The following is a 14,825-nucleotide window of genomic DNA, read 5'->3' as shown; positions in this document are numbered from 1 at the left end:
CGGTCGGCGATCCGGGCCAGCCGGGACGACTGGGTGCTGTGCGTGAGGAGTTCGCGCCTGTCGGCCGTGCGGTAGGCGGCGTACATGCCCTGGACGCCCAGCCAGCGCAGCGGCTCCGGCTCCCACTTGCGCACCTTGTGGCCGACCCAGGGCAGGTCGGTGAGATCCGTCCGGCCCGCCTGGCCGGAGTCGAGCTGGACGAGGTCCCTGAGCGTGCGGGCGGCGAGGTTGGTGGTGGCGACGCCCGAGCCGACGTAGCCGCCGGCCCAGCCCAGGCCGGTCGAGCGGTCCAGGGTGACGGTCGCGCACCAGTCGCGCGGCACGCCGAGGACGCCGGACCAGGCGTGCTCGATGCGCACCCCGGCCAGGGAGGGGAAGAAGCGGACCAGGATGTCGCGCAGGGCCTCGATGGTCGCCTCCTGGGTGCGGCCGTCGTTGTCGGTGCGCGAGCCGAAGCGGTACGGCACCCCGCGGCCGCCCAGCGCGATCCGGCCGTCGGCGGTGCGCTGGGCGTACATGTAGGCGTGCGCCATGTCGCCGAGGGTCTCGCGGCCCGCCCAGCCGATCGTCTCCCACTGCTCCTCGGTCAGCGGCTCCGTCGCGATCATCGACGAGTTCATGGGCAGCCAGGTGCGCTTCTGGCCCTTCAGCGAGGCCGTGAAGCCCTCCGTGCAGCGCAGGACGTAGGGCGCGCGGACGGTGCCGTAGGGCGTGACCGCGTGCTTCGGGCGGATCTCCGTCACCGGCGTCGACTCGTGGATCGTGACGCCGAGGGCCTCCACGGCCGCGGCGAGGCCCTTGACGAGCTTCGCCGGGTGCAGGCGTGCCCCGTGCGGGGTCCAGGTGGAGCCGACGGCGTCCGCGACCCGGATGCGTTCGGCGGTCTCGCGGGCGCCGTACAGCTCGCGGTCCTTCTCCCCGTACGACAACTCGTGCTCGTGGAAGGCCTTCAGGCGGGCCAACTGGGCGGGTGTCCGTGCCACTTCAAGGACGCCGCCCTTGTGAATGTCGGCCTCGATGCCCTCTTCGGCGGCGACCCGGATCACCTCGTCCACGGTGTCGTTCATGGCCCGCTGGAGGCGTACGGCGGCCTCGTGGCCGTGCAGCTTCGCGTACCGGTCGCGGCCCGCGATGCCGTTGTACAGCCAGCCCCCGTTGCGTCCCGAGGCGCCGTAGCCGCAGAACTTCTGCTCCAGGACAGTGATGCGCAGGAAGGGGGCCGCCTTCTTCAGGTAGTACGCGGTCCACAGCCCCGTGTACCCGCCGCCGACGATCACGACGTCGGCCGTCGCGTCGCCGGTGAGCGGCTCCCGCACCGCCGGGAGGCCGTCGTGCGCGAACCAGAAGGAGATGCCGCCGTTCACGGCACTGCTTGCCGAGCTGCTCATGGCCGGGACGTTAACCCCTGAGGGCGGCCAGTGTCTCCTTCGGATTCCATGCTTTTCCACGGCCTCTGACCAGCGGATAACAGCCGAGGCCGATCAGGACGGCGGTGAAATGCCCCAGATCGGTGAAGGTGCGCCCGGTCACCAGCGGCACCCCGTAGCCGGCGGCCACGACGGCCGCGTACAGGTACTGCCAGGGCGCGGCGATCCGGTACGTCAGGGCCCCCATCACCCCCGCCAGCGCGTAACTCACGCCGACGTCGAGGGTGTTGACCGCCGACTCCGGTGCCATGCCGCGGCTTATCGCCCACAGCAGCGCGCCCTCGCTGGTCAGCGTCGCCAGCGCGTGCGCGGCCACGCACACCAGCAGCCAGCGCAGGGTGCCCAGCCAGTGCTCGGCCTGGGCGTGGAAGACGGTGTACAGGGCCGCGTACGGCAGCCAGTGGCCGCTGTCGATCCACATCGCGCTGGCGACCAGCACCCGCACCGGGTTGTTCGACAACTCGTGGATGTTGGTCGAGCGCTGCCGCAGGAACTGCTCCTCGAAATGGGGCGACATGTGGTGCAGGGCGAAGGTGGTGACGAACAGGATCAGCAGCCAGACGTACGTCCCCGGGGCGCTGCGGACGTACGCCGCCGCTGCCCCGAGCCCGCGCCGAAACCGCATGACCCCGTTCACACCCGCAAGTATGGTCGGGAAGGTGATCGAGGTGCCTGGCGAACTGGCCGCTTCTCAGGAGAAATTCAACGGGGCGGCGGGGCGGGCGTTCGTCGCGGACCTGCCGCGACAGACGGTGGAGTTCCTCCGGCGGTGGGAGCTGCGGATCGACGGGCCGTCGATGTACGGAATGTGTGCGCTGGTCCTGCCGGTGGTCCGCGCCGAGGGCACGCCGGCCGCGCTCAAGCTGCAGTTCCCGGACGAGGAGAGCGCGGGCGAACCGCTCGCCCTGAGCACCTGGGACGGCGACGGCGCCGTACGACTCCTGGAGCACGACACCGCCACGGGCAGCCTCCTGCTGGAGCGCCTCGACGCGGCCCGCATGCTGACGCACGTCCCCGACTCCCGCGCCGCCGTCCTGGTCGTCGCCCGGCTGCTGGCCCGCCTGACCTCCATACCGGCGCCCCAGGGACTGCGGCAACTGGGTGACATCGCGCAGGCCATGCTGGACGAGGCCCCGGCGGCCTTGGGGCGGATCCCGGAGGGCGCCGACCGCCGTCTGATCGCGGACTGCGCGGCCGCCGTGCGCGAGGTGGCCTGCGAACCCGGCGACCGGCTGCTGCACTGGGACCTGCACTACGACAACGTCCTGGGCGCCGACCGCGAGCCCTGGCTCGCCATCGACCCCAAGCCGCTGGCGGGCGACCCCGGCTTCGAGCTCTTCCCGGCCCTGGACAACCGCTTCGAGTCCGGCGACATCGCCTGGCGCTTCGACGCCATGACCGAGGTCCTCGGCCTGGACCGGGACCGGGCCCGCGCCTGGACCCTCGGCCGCGTCCTCCAGAACGCCCTGTGGGACATCGAGGACGGCCGCCCCCTGTCACCCGGCCACCTGGAGATCGGGCGCACCCTGCGCGGCTGACCGGTGGGCGCCCCGCGCCCACCCGCGGTCCATGACACGCCGCCGGATGGCCCATCCGGCGCTCCAGCGCCGTATCGGGCGATAGCGTACAGAATATGACGAAACGCCATATCGCCCATCTCCTGTGCACCGCAGCGCTCGTCGGGTCGGGACTCGGCGCCGCACCGGCGCGCAACGGCCCGACGGTCCACCTGGTGCGTCCAGGGGAATCGATCCAGAAGGCGGTGGACGCCGCCCGACCGGGAGACACCGTTCTCGTGGCCAGCGGCACCTACCACGAGTCCGTCGAGGTGACCACGGACGGGCTGACCCTGCGCGGCGCGGGCCCCGGCACCGTGATCCAACCGGCCGAGCAGAAGGCGGCGACCAGCTGCGCCCAGGCCGGCAACGGCATCTGTGTGACGGGGACGAAGGACCACCGCGTGACGGACGTCACCGTCGCCTCCCTGACCGTGACCGGCTTCGCCCGGTCCGGACTGATGGCCGCGACGACCGACCGGCTGACCGTCAGGAAGGTGACCGCCGAGGCGAACGGGCAGTGGGGCATCGCCGAGGAGCGCTCCTTCGACAGCGTGTACCGGCAGAACACCGCCCGGAACAACGGCGACGCGGGCCTGTTCCTCGCCAACGCGGTCCAGACCGAGGAGGGCGCCACGGACGCCCACGGAGCGGTGGTCGAACGCAACCGGCTGGAGGGCAACCGGATCGGCGTCACCGTCCGGCGCCTGAGGAACCTCAGCCTCACGCGCAACGACATCACCGGCAACTGCGCTGGGGTGTTCGTCGTCGGTGACGAGAACATGCCGAAGGCCGGCGACCTGACCGTGCGCGAAAACCGCGTCACGCAGAACAACAAGTACTGCCCGAAGACCGCCCGGCTGCCCTTCCTCCAGGGCTCCGGCATCGTCCTGACCGGCGCCGAGGACACCCTGGTGACCGGCAACATGATCGCCGACAACGCCGGTACGTCCCCGCTGTCGGGCGGCATCGTCCTGTACAAGAGCTTCGTGGGCGTCACCAGCGATCGGAACCGGATCAGCGGCAACACGCTGCAGGGCAACGCGCCGGCGGACCTCGTCAACCAGGAGGACACCCGCCAGGGCAACACCTTCGAAAACAACTCCTGCCGGGCCTCCAAGCCCGCGGGACTGTGCTGACCGGCCGGCCCTCCCACCCGTGAACCCAAGCTTGTGAACCCGAGAAGGAAAGGCGGCACATGACGACCGCAAACCCTGCCCCACCGCCGTCCATGCGGCTGCGGGAGCTCGCCTTCGGGGCGGCGTGTGCCGCCGCCCTCCGCGCGGCGGCCCGGTTGGGTGTCGCCGACGCGCTGGGGGACAGCCCCATGGCCGTGGAGGACCTCGCGGCCGCGGTGAAGACCGAACCCCAGCCGCTGCGGCGCCTGCTGCGGGCCCTGTCCTGCTACGGCGTCTTCACCGAGCAGCAGGACGGGGGGGTCGCGCACACCGACATGTCCCGGCTGCTGCGCGAGGACGACCCGAACAGCCTGCGCTACATCTCGCTGTGGTGCACCGAGCCGTGGACCTGGGACGCGTGGCCGCAGCTGGACGAGGCGGTGCGCACCGGCCGGAACGTCGTACAGGACCTGTACGGCAAGGAGTTCTTCACCTACCTCAACGAGGACGCCCCGGAGTCGGCCGACGTCTTCAACCGGGCCATGACGACCTCCAGCAAGCAGTCCGCGCGGGACGTCGCCGAGCTCCTCGACCTGTCGGGGGCTTCGTCGGTGGCCGACATCGGCGGCGGCCAGGGCCACGTGGTGGCGAGCCTGCTGGAGAAGTACCCGTCGATGCACGGCACGCTGCTCGACCTGCCACGCGTGGTGGAGAACGCCGATCCGCGGCTGCGCGAGTCGGGCTCCCTCGCGGACCGGGTGCGGATCGTGCCCGGCGACTGCCGTGAGGCCATCCCGGTGAAGGCCGACGTCTACATCATCAAGAACATCCTGGAGTGGGACGACGACAGCACCGCCCGGTGCCTGCGCAACGTCATCGAGGCGGGCGGCCCCAAGACGCGGGTCGTGGTCATCGAGAACCTCGTCGACGACACCCCGTCGATGCGGTTCAGCACCGCCATGGACCTGCTGCTGCTGTTGAACGTCGGCGGGGCGAAGCACACCACCGACAGCATGGTCGGCCGGCTGACCGCCGCGGGCCTGGTCATCGACGACATCCGCCCGGTCAACCCCTACCTGCACGCGTTCGACTGCACCGTTCCCGGGTGACCCGGAAGGGTCCCCTCCCCAGACCACCGGCCGCCGGGCCCGCGACGCTGCGGGCCCGGCGGCCGGTGGCCGTCCGGGGGGCAGACGGCGGCTGTCCGGGGGCGGACGGCGGCGTCAGACGGCTCAGGTGCGCTCCCAGACGTAGAAGCGGTGGGCCATCGCGTCCTTCGGCGAGCGCCAGGTCTCGGGGTCGTAGGCGCTGACGTACGCCGACAGCCTCTGGCTGATGTCCTGGAACTCGGGGTGCCCGGCCACCTTGGCGATGGCGGGGCCGGGGTCCCGGTCGGCCTCGACGAGGTGCATGTACACGTCGCCGAACTGGAAGAGGCTGCGCCGGGTGACGCCGACGAGGTGGGGCAGCTCTCCCCGGTCGGAGTCCTCGAAGATCTTGGCGATGTCCGGGGCCGAGCCCGGGGCCATACGGGCGACGATCAGGGCTTGGTGCATGGGCCTTTCTCCGTCCGGCTCAGTCGGTGGTCAGGGCCGGCTCGGCCCGGCGTCCGGTGGCGGCCTTCTCGATCTTGTCGCGGATCAGGGCCATCTGGACCTTGGAGTTGCGGTTGATGTTGTCGGTCATCCAGTCGTCGTCGACCGGCGCTTCCGGCTTCATCGCGAAGTCCTGCGTCCAGATCATCCGGGTGCCCTCGGGGACTTCCTCGTACCGCCACCTGATGTTCATGTGGGCGAAGGGGCCCGTCTCGACCCGGCGGGCCTGGACGGTGAGCGTGGGGCGGTCGGTCTCCCGCTCCGACACCCAGCTCCAGACGGTGCCGTTCTCGTCCGGGTGCATGGTCAGCCGGAAGGTGGTCCTGTTGCCCTCCCGGGACAGGATCTCGGCGGAGGCGTACTCGGTGAACAGCTGCGGCCAGCTCTCCACGTCGTTGGTCATCTCCCACACCAGGTCCACCGGTGCGGCGATGGTGATCTCGTTCTCTGTATGTCCAGCCATGTCAGGCTCCTGCCAGAAGGGTGCTGTTGACGAGGTCGAGGAACTGCCGGGGGGTCTTGCAGCGCTCCGCGTCGGGAGGCATCGGCGTGCCGTGCCTGTTCTCCAGTTCGCCCACGATGCCGAGCAGGCCGAGCGAGTCGATGCTGAGCTCGTCGAAGCCGACGTCCGGCCGGTCCTGAAGCTCCTGGGGGCTGACGGTGATTCCGGCGGCCTTCTTCATCAGCTCGGCCAGTTCTTCCACGGTGATTTGGGCACTCATGCGGTTCCTCTCCTTGTTGCTCCAGACGGCTTCGCTAGGAAGCGTCTGCGGCGCCGTGCCGCAGCACGAGCGCCGAGTTCGATCCCATGAGCCCCCGGCTGAGGACCAGCGCCGTGCGCAGCTCTGCGGCGCGGGCGCGGACGGTCACCAGGTCGAGGTCATGGCAGATGTCGAAGACGTTGGGGGTGGGCGGGATCAGACCGTGCTCCATCGCGAGGACCGCGGCCACGGCGTCCAGCACGGGCGCCGCGCAGTAGCCCCGGCCGGTGCCGGTCTTCGGCGCCGTGACCGGCACGCGCCGACCGTGTCCGCCCAGGGCGTCGGCGATCGCAAGGGCCTCGGCACGGTCCGCCTCCGGTACACCGAGGGCGTCGGCGAAGACGACGTCGACCTCCTCGGGTGCACAGCCGGCGTCGTCCAGGGCACCGCGGATCGCCTCGGCGAGCCCCTGGCGGGACAGCTCCCAGCGGGAGGCGCCGGTGAAGGTCGCCGCGTGTCCGGCAAGGGTGGCCCGCACGGGCACACCCCGGCGGCGTGCCGAGCCCGCCTCCTCCACGACGAGCATCGCGCCGCCCTCCGCGGGCACGAACCCGCAGGCTGCGTCGGTGAACGGGCGGTAGGCGCGGGACGGGTCCTCGACAGTGCTCACCTCCTCGTAACCGAGCTGGCACACCATCGAGTACGGGGCCAGCGGTGCCTCGGTCGAACCGGCCACGATCACGTCGGTGCCGCGCTGCACGGCCCGCGCCGCATGCGCGAGGGCGTCCAGGCCGCCGGCCTCGTCGGCGGCGACGACCGAGCAGGGTCCCTTGAACCCGCGACGGATGGAGATCTGGCCGGTGCTGGCGGCGTAGAACCAGGCGATGGACTGCCAGGGCCCGACGAAGCGGCTGCCCTTTCCCCACAGCTTCTGCAGCTCCCGCTGGCCGAACTCGCCGCCGCCGGATCCGGCCGCGGTGACCACGCCCGCCGAGAACGGCGAGTCGCCGACGGCGTCCTGACCGAGCCGGGCGTTCTCCAGGGCGAGGTCGGCCGCGGCCATCGCGAAGTGCGTGAAGCGGTCGGTCTGGACGAGAAAGCGCTCCTCGATTGCCGCGGACGCCTCGAAGGCGCGGACCTCGCCGGCCACCTTCAACGGCAGGTGCTCACAGCCTTCGCGGGTGACGCGGTCGAGGACGCTGATGCCCTCCTGGGTGGACTTCCAGAAGGTCTCGGTGCTCGTTCCGTTGGGCGCAACCACACCGATTCCGGTGACGGCCGCGCGCCGTTCATGCGGTGCACTCATCGTGTCCTCACTCCCTGGGCCGGGTCAGAATCACCGCGGACTGGAAGCCGCCGAATCCGCTGCCCACGGAGAGCACGCTGGTCAGCTTCCGCTCGCGGGCGACCCGCGGGACGTAGTCCAGGTCGCACTCGGGGTCGGGGGTCTCGTAGTTCGCGGTCGGGGGTACGACCTGATGGGCCAGGGCCAGCACGCAGGCCACCACCTCGATCGCCCCGATCGCCCCGAGGGAGTGCCCCACCATGGACTTGATGGAGCTCATGGGCGTGTCGTAGGCGTGGTGGCCCAGGGCCCGTTTCACCGCGGCCGTCTCGTGGCGGTCGTTCTGCCGGGTGCCCGAGCCGTGCGCGTTGACGTAGTCGATCGCGGAGCCGTCCAGGCGGGCGTGGTCGAGCGCGGCCTCGATGGCCCGCGCCATCTCCAGTCCCTCACTGGTCAGGCCGGTCATGTGGTAGGCGTTGCCGAAGGTGGCGTAGCCGCTGAGATAGCAGTACACGTGGGCGCCGCGGGCTTGGGCGTGTTCCAGCTCCTCCAGGACGAGTACCGCCCCTCCCTCGCCCATGACGAACCCGTCACGGTCGTTGTCGAAGGGGCGGGAGGCGTGGGCGGGGTCGTCGTTGTTCGGGGACGTGGCTTTGATCGCGTCGAAGCAGGCCATGGTGATCGGCGAGATCGGCGAGTCCGACGCTCCAGCTATGCAGATGTCGGCCCGGCCCTCCTCGACGGTGTACAGGGCGTACCCGACGGCGTCGAGCCCGGAGGTGCAGCCCGTCGAGACCGTCTGCACCGGCCCGCGCGCCCCGAAGCGCTCCGCCACCGTCGAGGCGAGGGTGCTCGGCGAGAACGCCCGGTGCAGGTGCGGCTCCGCCTTCCGGTGGTCCACGTCCCAGCGCTCGCCGCGATGGCTGACCAGGGCGTAGTCCTGCTCCAGCCGGGTGGTGCCGCCGACCGCGGTGCCCAGGGAGACCCCGACCCGCCAGGGGTTCTCCCGGGCCATGTCGAGGTCGGCGTCGCGTACGGCCTCCTCCCCGGCGGCCAGGGCGAACTGGATGTAGCGGTCGCAGCGTTCGGCCTGCTCCGCGTCCAGCCCGTGGGCCGCCGGGTCGAAGTCGCACTCGGCGGCGATCCGGGAGCGCAGGCCGTCCGGGTCGAAGAAGGTGATGCCCCGCGTCGCGGTACGCCCGCCTGCCAGCAGGTCCCAGAAGGCCCGTGCGCCGATGCCGCCCGGCGCGACCACTCCTATGCCGGTGACCGCCACACGCCTGGTCATGAACCACCACCTGCTTCGACGGTTTCCGCGGCACCCGCGACCGCGACGGTCTCGGTGCCCTCCGTGTCGACGTGGCCGAGGTGCGGGCGCGGGGCCAGCGGTCCCAGGTGGAAGACGATGCGGGCCTCCGTGTCCCCGACGTTGCGGAAGCGGTGCCGCATGTAGGCGGGGATCATGAGCCCCTGCTCCGGCCTGAGCGGGTTGGGGTCGCCGTCCAGGTCCACCTCCAGGTCGCCGCAGACGACGTACACAAACTCCTCGGAGTACGGGTGGTAGTGCTCGCCGATGCGGTCGCCGGGCTGCACGATGGCCACGCCCATGAAGCCGCTGGTGGAGCCGACCGTGGCAGGGGTGAGCATGGCGCGCAGATCGCCTCCGCGCTTGACGTTGGGCTCGACCTCGCTGAGATCCACGATTCTGGGTCGGGGTTTGATCACGTCGTTCCTCCGTTGGTGTGGTGCGTCGACAAGGGGGTGCGGCCGCCACGGCCCCGCGCGCCGGCGGTCAGGCGTCCGGCGCGGACCGGCGGTCGGTGATGAGGTCCATGCGAGCGAGCGTGAGCAGGCGCGCGAGGTCCGCGTCCTTCGGCGCGGAGCCCGTACCGTGGTCGCGGAGGGTCGTCAGCTCGGCCACCTGCCCGGGATCTGCCAGGCCGAGAGCGAGGGCGGGATCGGCCTCCAGGCCGCTCCGGACGTCCATCAGCCGCACCACGATGTCGTCCCGTTCGAAGATCGTGCTGCACAGCACCGGGCTGCGCGGATCGTCCGCCGCCGCCTCGTCCTGCTGGGCGAGCAGCTGGGCCAGCTTCATGCCGAGGCCCGGACGCGCCGGGTAGTACAGCGCGTGCCGCTCGGTCTCCCGGCTCTCCTGATCGGCCGTCACGTGGTGGACGGCGGGCAGTGCCGCCCGGGTGAAGAAGACCCGTGCGGACTCGGGGTCGTTGAGGTCCCGGTGCTGCTCCAGATGGGGGTTGATGGCCTCCTCGACCGCGCGCACCTCGGGCTGCCGGGCGACGTGGCGCAGCGCCGCGAGCAGGTCGCCGCGCACCTCGATGGCCCGCACGACCCGGTTGCCGTGCATGAACAGGGAGGTGCGGCACAGCCGGGTGGTGTCGTCGACCCGCGGCTCGGGCGAGGCGTAGTCCGCGAGGATCTTCGCCACGGCCTGCTCGCTGCCCGGCTTGACCGTGAAGGTGAGCGCGTGCCGGATGACGCCGTCGCCGATCCGGGGGGACGACTGCAGCCGGCGCTGGGCGGACACGGCACCGGACGCCTCGCCGCCGGTCTCGCGGACGATGTGGAAGCGCAGCGACCGGGTGTCCCGGACACAGCTGTGCAGCGGCTCCACCATCCGCACGTGCTCTTCGCTGTTCACCCAGGCGAGGAACGGCGGGGCGCTCTCCCACTCGCTGGTGATGAGCCATTGGGAGGGATTCTCGATCGACTGGCACAGCTGGTCGCTGACGTGGCCGGGAACGGACGCGACCTGGTTGCAGAGTTGTTCGTACGCCTCCAGGAACTGCTGCTGGGCACCGTCGTAAACGTCCACCAGCAGCACGACCCGGAGCCGGGAGCCGTCGAACACGGACTGCGAGACACGTTTCGCGGCCTGGCACGTCAGCGGGTCTGAAACACGATCAGAGGTAGTGGTCATCCTGTGCACGTCTCCTTCGCTTGGCAGAGGGGAACGCCGGCCGCGGGTGACGCGACGTCAGCGTGATCTCGATCCTGTGCCGGTCACCGTCAGTGCGCGACTCGTATGAACCACGCGGGTGATTGGGCCCGCGGACGCACGCGGAGCCGCTCCCAGAGGGCATGGAAACTCCGATGCGCCCCACACCCCCACCCCTGCCCCTGCCCCTGCCCCTGCCCCTGCCCCTGCCCCTGGAGGCATCGATGCACCAAGAAGCCGATCACCGGGTTCCCGTCCTCGTCGTCGGGGGCTCCCTGGTGGGCCTGTCCACCTCACTGTTCCTGGGCCGTCTCGGCGTCCCGCACATGCTGGTCGAGCGGCACGCCGGAACCTCCATCCACCCGCGCGGACGGGGCAACAACGTGCGGACGATGGAACTGTTCCGGGTGGCCGGCATCGAGCCGAACATCAAGACGGCGGCATCCCTTCTGGCGGAGAACCACGGCATCCTGCAGACCCCGACCCTGGTCGGCGATGCCGGCGAGTGGCTGTTCAAACACATCGATCCCGGCGGGGGGCTGGCGAAGTTCAGCCCCACCGGCTGGTGCCTGTGCAGCCAGAACGACCTCGAGCCCGTGCTGCTGGACGGCGCCCGGGACCTCGGCGGCGACCTGCGCTACTCCCACGAGATGGAGTCCTTCGAGCAGGACTCCGAAGGGGTGACCGCGGTCGTACGGGACCGGAACACCGAGGAGCGGTACACGGTCCGCGCGGACTACCTCGTCGCCGCGGACGGCCCGCGCAGCCCGGTCCGGCGCCGGCTCGGCATCGGGCAGACCGGGCCCGGCGACCTCTTCGCCAACGTGAGCGTCACCTTCCGCTCCAAGCTGCTCGCCGACGTGGTCGGCGACCGGCGCTTCATCTGCTGCTACCTCACCGATCCCGAGGCCGACGGCGCCCTGCTGCCCATCGACAACACGGAGCACTGGGTCTTCCACGCCCCCTGGCACCCGGAGCGGGGCGAGACGCTGGAGGAGTTCACCGAGGGACGGCTCCAGCGGCACATCCGTCGCGCCATCGGAGTCCCGGACCTCGACGTGGAGATCACCGGCAAGGCGTCCTGGCGGGCCGCCGAGCGCGTCGCCGACCAGTACGCGGCCGGCCGGGTGTTCCTGGCCGGGGACTCCGCCCACGAGATGTCCCCGACCGGGGCGTTCGGCTCCAACACCGGTATCCAGGACGCGCACAACCTTGCCTGGAAGCTGGCCGCCGTGCTCGGCGGCTGGGCGGGGCCCGGCCTGCTGGAGACCTACGACACCGAGCGCCGGCCGGTGGCCGCGGCGACCAGCGCCCGCGCCTCGGCCCGCTCCGTGGAGCACAGCCACCCCGGCTTCGCCCCGGCCCCCGGCGTCGGCGGTGGGCGTCAGGGCGGCATCCTCAACGTCGTCCTCGCCTACCGCTACCCGCACGGCGCCGTCGTGGGCGCCGATCCGGCGCAGGAGGTGGTGCCCGAAGGGATGCGGCTGACCGGGGATCCGGGCAGCCGGGCTCCCCACATGTGGCTGCGCCGCTCGGGCGAGCGGTCGGCCCGGCTCTCGACGCTCGACCTGTACGAGCGCTCCATGGTGCTGCTCAGCGACGCCCAGGGATCGGCGGGATGGCACGCCGCCGCCCGCCGCATCGCCGAGAGCGACGGCGTACGGCTGGAGGCGTACCGGGTCGGCGCCGGCCCCGACGCCGACCTCACCTACGACGGGGACGGCGGGGACCAGGCGGCCGACTGGGCGCGGGTCCACGGCACGACGGCCGACGGGGCGGTGCTGGTGCGGCCGGACGGGTTCGTGGCGTGGCGGGCGCCGGGCGCCGTTCCGGACCCGGAGGGAACGCTGCGGCAGGTCCTGGCGACGGTGCTCAGGACGGGCTGAGCCAGGTGTGACGAAGGCCACCCGCACCGGCGGTGCGGGTGGCCTTCGTCCGTGAAGCCCCCTGTCGGATTCGAACCGACGACCTGCTGTTTACAAGACAGCCGCTCTGGACCAGCTGAGCTAAGGAGGCGCGCACGGGCGTGCCCGTGCAGTGTACCCACGTCCCCGCCGCGCCCCGTCGAAATTTCCGCGAAGTTCACATGCCCCGGAGTGCTGACAGACGAGGTGAACGCCAGGTACCGTCCTGAGCCAGTTCACCCTTGTGGACTACACCACAACGGAATCAGCCGTAGTGGCACACCACCTTCCTACAACGGATCGTCCGGCACGTTCCTGCCGGTAGAAGGGGGCCCATTCACCATGGCCACTGTCTCGTTCGACAAGGCGACCCGGATCTACCCGGGTTCCGACAAGCCCGCCGTCGACGCGCTCGACATCGACATCGAGGACGGGGAGTTCCTCGTCCTGGTCGGCCCGTCCGGCTGCGGCAAGTCCACCTCCCTCCGGATGCTCGCGGGCCTCGAGGACGTCAACGCCGGCGCCATCCGCATTGGCGAACGCGACGTCACGCACCTGCCGCCGAAGGACCGGGACATCGCCATGGTGTTCCAGAACTACGCGCTGTACCCGCACATGACGGTCGCCGACAACATGGGCTTCGCGCTCAAGATCGCCGGCGTCAACAAGACGGAGATCCGGCAGAAGGTCGAGGAGGCCGCGAAGATCCTCGACCTCACCGAGTACCTGGACCGCAAGCCGAAGGCGCTCTCCGGCGGTCAGCGCCAGCGTGTCGCCATGGGCCGCGCCATCGTGCGCGAGCCGCAGGTGTTCCTCATGGACGAGCCGCTGTCCAACCTCGACGCCAAGCTCCGCGTCTCCACCCGTACGCAGATCGCGTCGCTGCAGCGCCGGCTCGGCATCACCACCGTCTACGTCACCCACGACCAGGTCGAGGCCATGACGATGGGCGACCGGGTGGCCGTGCTCAAGGACGGTCTGCTCCAGCAGATCGACACCCCGCGCAACATGTACGACAAGCCCGCCAACCTCTTCGTCGCCGGCTTCATCGGCTCGCCGGCGATGAACCTGGTCGAGGTGCCGATCACCGACGGCGGTGTGAGGTTCGGCAACAGCGTGGTGCCGGTCAACCGCGACGCGCTCAAGGCCGCCTCCGACAAGGGTGACCGCACGGTGACCGTGGGCGTCCGCCCCGAGCACTTCGACGTGGTCGAGCTGGGCGGTACCGCCGCGTCCTCCCTGTCCAAGGACACCGAGGATGCACCGGCCGGCCTCGCCGTCTCCGTGAACGTCGTCGAGGAGCTCGGCGCCGACGGCTACGTCTACGGCACCGCCGAGGTCGGCGGCGAGCCGAAGGACCTGGTCGTCCGCGTGAACGGCCGCCAGGTGCCGGAGAAGGGCGCGCAGCTGCACGTCGTGCCGCGGCCGGGCGAGATCCACGTCTTCTCGACCTCCACGGGTGAGCGGCTCTCCGACTGACGCCGGTCGGCACCTTCCGGGTGACACCTTCGGGCTGAAACACCGGAGCAACCCCGGGTAATTCACCCAGGTTGACGAAGAGGGCCCCGCGGCCTGCCGCGGGGCCCTTCTCGCTGCCCGCCGAATACCCCGGCACACCGGACATTTCGAGCACTGTACGTCAACCCCCTACCCGCAAAGAGGTGTCTGTTCACCCCCCGAAGAGGTGACTAAATGTCGCCAAATCATTACCGGGCGCTACTCTCACTCGCGTGAAGCACTCCATCACCCAACAGACGCGACGCGGCCAGGGCCCCGCCCGCCGGATCGGCCGCACCCTCGCCCTCGTCCTGCCCGTCGTCCTGGTGCTCTCCGGGACCCTCGCGGTCACCCGAGTCAACTGGTCGGGGAACCCCTCGAACTCGGTGCTCACCGCGTCGGACACCTCCGTTGCCGGTGTCTCCCACGCCCGCTCCCGCGCCCCGCAGGACGTGCTGCGGGACCAGCTGCTGACGGAGCTGCAGGAGAAGGACCCGGGCGTCGCGCTCACCCACCTCCAGCAGGCCGTCAACGGCCGTCCGTCGCTGGCCAGGCACTGCGCCTCGATCGCCCGCGCCCTCGGCCGCGCCGCCGTCCGCGTCTACGGCCCCATGCGCGCCCAGTCCTACACCCGCCCCGTCTGCGACACCTCCTTCGCCTCCGGCGTCCTGGCCGCCCACAGCTGACCGGCACCGTTCGCCTCCGGCGCGCGCGGCTGACCGCCGACCGGGGGACGAACGCCGGTTCGAAAGAAGGTAACGGCTGATTAAGGAGCGGTTGCAG

Annotated in this window: 15 protein-coding genes and 1 tRNA gene; 6 read left to right on the top strand and 10 right to left on the bottom strand. The window is 71.0% G+C overall.

Annotation, left to right across the window (positions count from 1 at the left end; all coding sequences use genetic code 11):
- Together ABZV31_RS17315 and ABZV31_RS17310 are read right to left on the bottom strand one after the other, a co-directional pair.
- The coding region (locus ABZV31_RS17315; RefSeq protein WP_355894199.1) for an FAD-dependent oxidoreductase at positions 1-1,388 on the bottom strand (1,388 nt) is incomplete at its 3' end.
- A 10-nt stretch (positions 1,389-1,398) separates the two neighbouring features.
- Positions 1,399-2,052, bottom strand: a complete 654-nt coding sequence (locus tag ABZV31_RS17310) for a rhomboid-like protein (protein WP_355894591.1) — start codon at positions 2,050-2,052, stop codon at positions 1,399-1,401.
- Between the two features lie 22 nt (positions 2,053-2,074).
- On the opposite strand from ABZV31_RS17310, the gene ABZV31_RS17305 reads away from it, so the two are divergent.
- From ABZV31_RS17305 to ABZV31_RS17295, 3 genes are all read left to right on the top strand, one after another.
- Positions 2,075-2,965, top strand: a complete 891-nt coding sequence (locus ABZV31_RS17305; protein WP_355894196.1) for an aminoglycoside phosphotransferase family protein — start codon at positions 2,075-2,077, stop codon at positions 2,963-2,965.
- A gap of 95 nt (positions 2,966-3,060) precedes the next feature.
- Positions 3,061-4,122 (top strand): right-handed parallel beta-helix repeat-containing protein, encoded by a 1,062-nt coding sequence (locus ABZV31_RS17300; protein ID WP_355894193.1) that lies wholly within the window; start codon positions 3,061-3,063, stop codon positions 4,120-4,122.
- Between the two features lie 59 nt (positions 4,123-4,181).
- Complete coding sequence (locus ABZV31_RS17295; RefSeq protein WP_355894190.1) at positions 4,182-5,210, top strand: methyltransferase; 1,029 nt, start codon at positions 4,182-4,184, stop codon at positions 5,208-5,210.
- 123 nt (positions 5,211-5,333) lie between these two features.
- On the opposite strand, the gene ABZV31_RS17290 is transcribed toward ABZV31_RS17295, so the two are convergent.
- The 7 genes from ABZV31_RS17290 to ABZV31_RS17260 all read right to left on the bottom strand — a co-directional run bounded on the left by ABZV31_RS17290 (position 5,334) and on the right by ABZV31_RS17260 (position 10,623).
- A complete protein-coding gene (locus tag ABZV31_RS17290) occupies positions 5,334-5,657 on the bottom strand; it encodes a TcmI family type II polyketide cyclase (protein ID WP_355894187.1) in 324 nt (107 codons plus the stop codon).
- A gap of 19 nt (positions 5,658-5,676) precedes the next feature.
- Entirely contained in the window at positions 5,677-6,159 is a 483-nt protein-coding gene (locus tag ABZV31_RS17285) for an SRPBCC family protein (RefSeq protein ID WP_355894184.1), read from the bottom strand.
- Between the two features lies 1 nt (position 6,160).
- Positions 6,161-6,418: an acyl carrier protein gene (locus tag ABZV31_RS17280; RefSeq protein WP_355894181.1), complete on the bottom strand. Its 258-nt coding sequence runs from the start codon at positions 6,416-6,418 to the stop codon at positions 6,161-6,163.
- A gap of 34 nt (positions 6,419-6,452) precedes the next feature.
- Positions 6,453-7,703 carry a ketosynthase chain-length factor gene (locus ABZV31_RS17275; protein ID WP_355894178.1) on the bottom strand — a complete coding sequence of 417 codons (1,251 nt, stop codon included), beginning with the start codon at positions 7,701-7,703 and terminating at the stop codon, positions 6,453-6,455.
- A gap of 7 nt (positions 7,704-7,710) precedes the next feature.
- Complete coding sequence (locus tag ABZV31_RS17270; RefSeq protein ID WP_355894175.1) at positions 7,711-8,970, bottom strand: beta-ketoacyl-[acyl-carrier-protein] synthase family protein; 1,260 nt, start codon at positions 8,968-8,970, stop codon at positions 7,711-7,713.
- Entirely contained in the window at positions 8,967-9,407 is a 441-nt protein-coding gene (locus tag ABZV31_RS17265) for a cupin domain-containing protein (protein WP_355894172.1), read from the bottom strand. Before ABZV31_RS17265 ends, ABZV31_RS17270 begins: the two co-directional genes overlap by 4 nt.
- A gap of 67 nt (positions 9,408-9,474) precedes the next feature.
- Positions 9,475-10,623, bottom strand: coding sequence for a SchA/CurD-like domain-containing protein (locus ABZV31_RS17260; protein ID WP_355894169.1), 1,149 nt, complete (start codon positions 10,621-10,623; stop codon positions 9,475-9,477).
- Between the two features lie 242 nt (positions 10,624-10,865).
- On the opposite strand from ABZV31_RS17260, the gene ABZV31_RS17255 reads away from it, so the two are divergent.
- Entirely contained in the window at positions 10,866-12,527 is a 1,662-nt protein-coding gene (locus tag ABZV31_RS17255; protein ID WP_355894588.1) for an FAD-dependent monooxygenase, read from the top strand.
- 55 nt (positions 12,528-12,582) lie between these two features.
- Here the strand turns inward: ABZV31_RS17255 and ABZV31_RS17250 are convergent.
- Positions 12,583-12,657: transfer RNA gene (locus ABZV31_RS17250), tRNA-Thr, on the bottom strand.
- 230 nt (positions 12,658-12,887) lie between these two features.
- Here ABZV31_RS17250 and ugpC point away from each other — a divergent pair.
- Positions 12,888-14,024, top strand: a complete 1,137-nt coding sequence (gene ugpC / locus ABZV31_RS17245) for a sn-glycerol-3-phosphate ABC transporter ATP-binding protein UgpC (RefSeq protein WP_355894166.1) — start codon at positions 12,888-12,890, stop codon at positions 14,022-14,024.
- Positions 14,025-14,275: 251 nt separating this feature from the next.
- Complete coding sequence (locus ABZV31_RS17240) at positions 14,276-14,728, top strand: hypothetical protein (protein WP_355894164.1); 453 nt, start codon at positions 14,276-14,278, stop codon at positions 14,726-14,728.
- Positions 14,729-14,825 lie beyond the last annotated feature (97 nt).

This window comes from Streptomyces sp. NPDC005202, from assembly GCF_040608235.1.
Classification (GTDB): domain Bacteria; phylum Actinomycetota; class Actinomycetes; order Streptomycetales; family Streptomycetaceae; genus Streptomyces.
Note: the sequence above shows the minus strand (reverse complement) of the source record. Positions and strands in the feature narration are given on the sequence as shown.

Coding starts and splice junctions, on each gene's coding strand:
- ABZV31_RS17310 (WP_355894591.1), bottom strand. CDS start 2,052: ATGCGGTTTCGGCGCGGGCTCGGGGCAGCGGCGGCGTACGTCCGCAGC.
- ABZV31_RS17305 (WP_355894196.1), top strand. CDS start 2,075: ATGGTCGGGAAGGTGATCGAGGTGCCTGGCGAACTGGCCGCTTCTCAG.
- ABZV31_RS17300 (WP_355894193.1), top strand. CDS start 3,061: ATGACGAAACGCCATATCGCCCATCTCCTGTGCACCGCAGCGCTCGTC.
- ABZV31_RS17295 (WP_355894190.1), top strand. CDS start 4,182: ATGACGACCGCAAACCCTGCCCCACCGCCGTCCATGCGGCTGCGGGAG.
- ABZV31_RS17290 (WP_355894187.1), bottom strand. CDS start 5,657: ATGCACCAAGCCCTGATCGTCGCCCGTATGGCCCCGGGCTCGGCCCCG.
- ABZV31_RS17285 (WP_355894184.1), bottom strand. CDS start 6,159: ATGGCTGGACATACAGAGAACGAGATCACCATCGCCGCACCGGTGGAC.
- ABZV31_RS17280 (WP_355894181.1), bottom strand. CDS start 6,418: ATGAGTGCCCAAATCACCGTGGAAGAACTGGCCGAGCTGATGAAGAAG.
- ABZV31_RS17275 (WP_355894178.1), bottom strand. CDS start 7,703: ATGAGTGCACCGCATGAACGGCGCGCGGCCGTCACCGGAATCGGTGTG.
- ABZV31_RS17270 (WP_355894175.1), bottom strand. CDS start 8,970: ATGACCAGGCGTGTGGCGGTCACCGGCATAGGAGTGGTCGCGCCGGGC.
- ABZV31_RS17260 (WP_355894169.1), bottom strand. CDS start 10,623: ATGACCACTACCTCTGATCGTGTTTCAGACCCGCTGACGTGCCAGGCC.
- ABZV31_RS17255 (WP_355894588.1), top strand. CDS start 10,866: ATGCACCAAGAAGCCGATCACCGGGTTCCCGTCCTCGTCGTCGGGGGC.
- ugpC (WP_355894166.1), top strand. CDS start 12,888: ATGGCCACTGTCTCGTTCGACAAGGCGACCCGGATCTACCCGGGTTCC.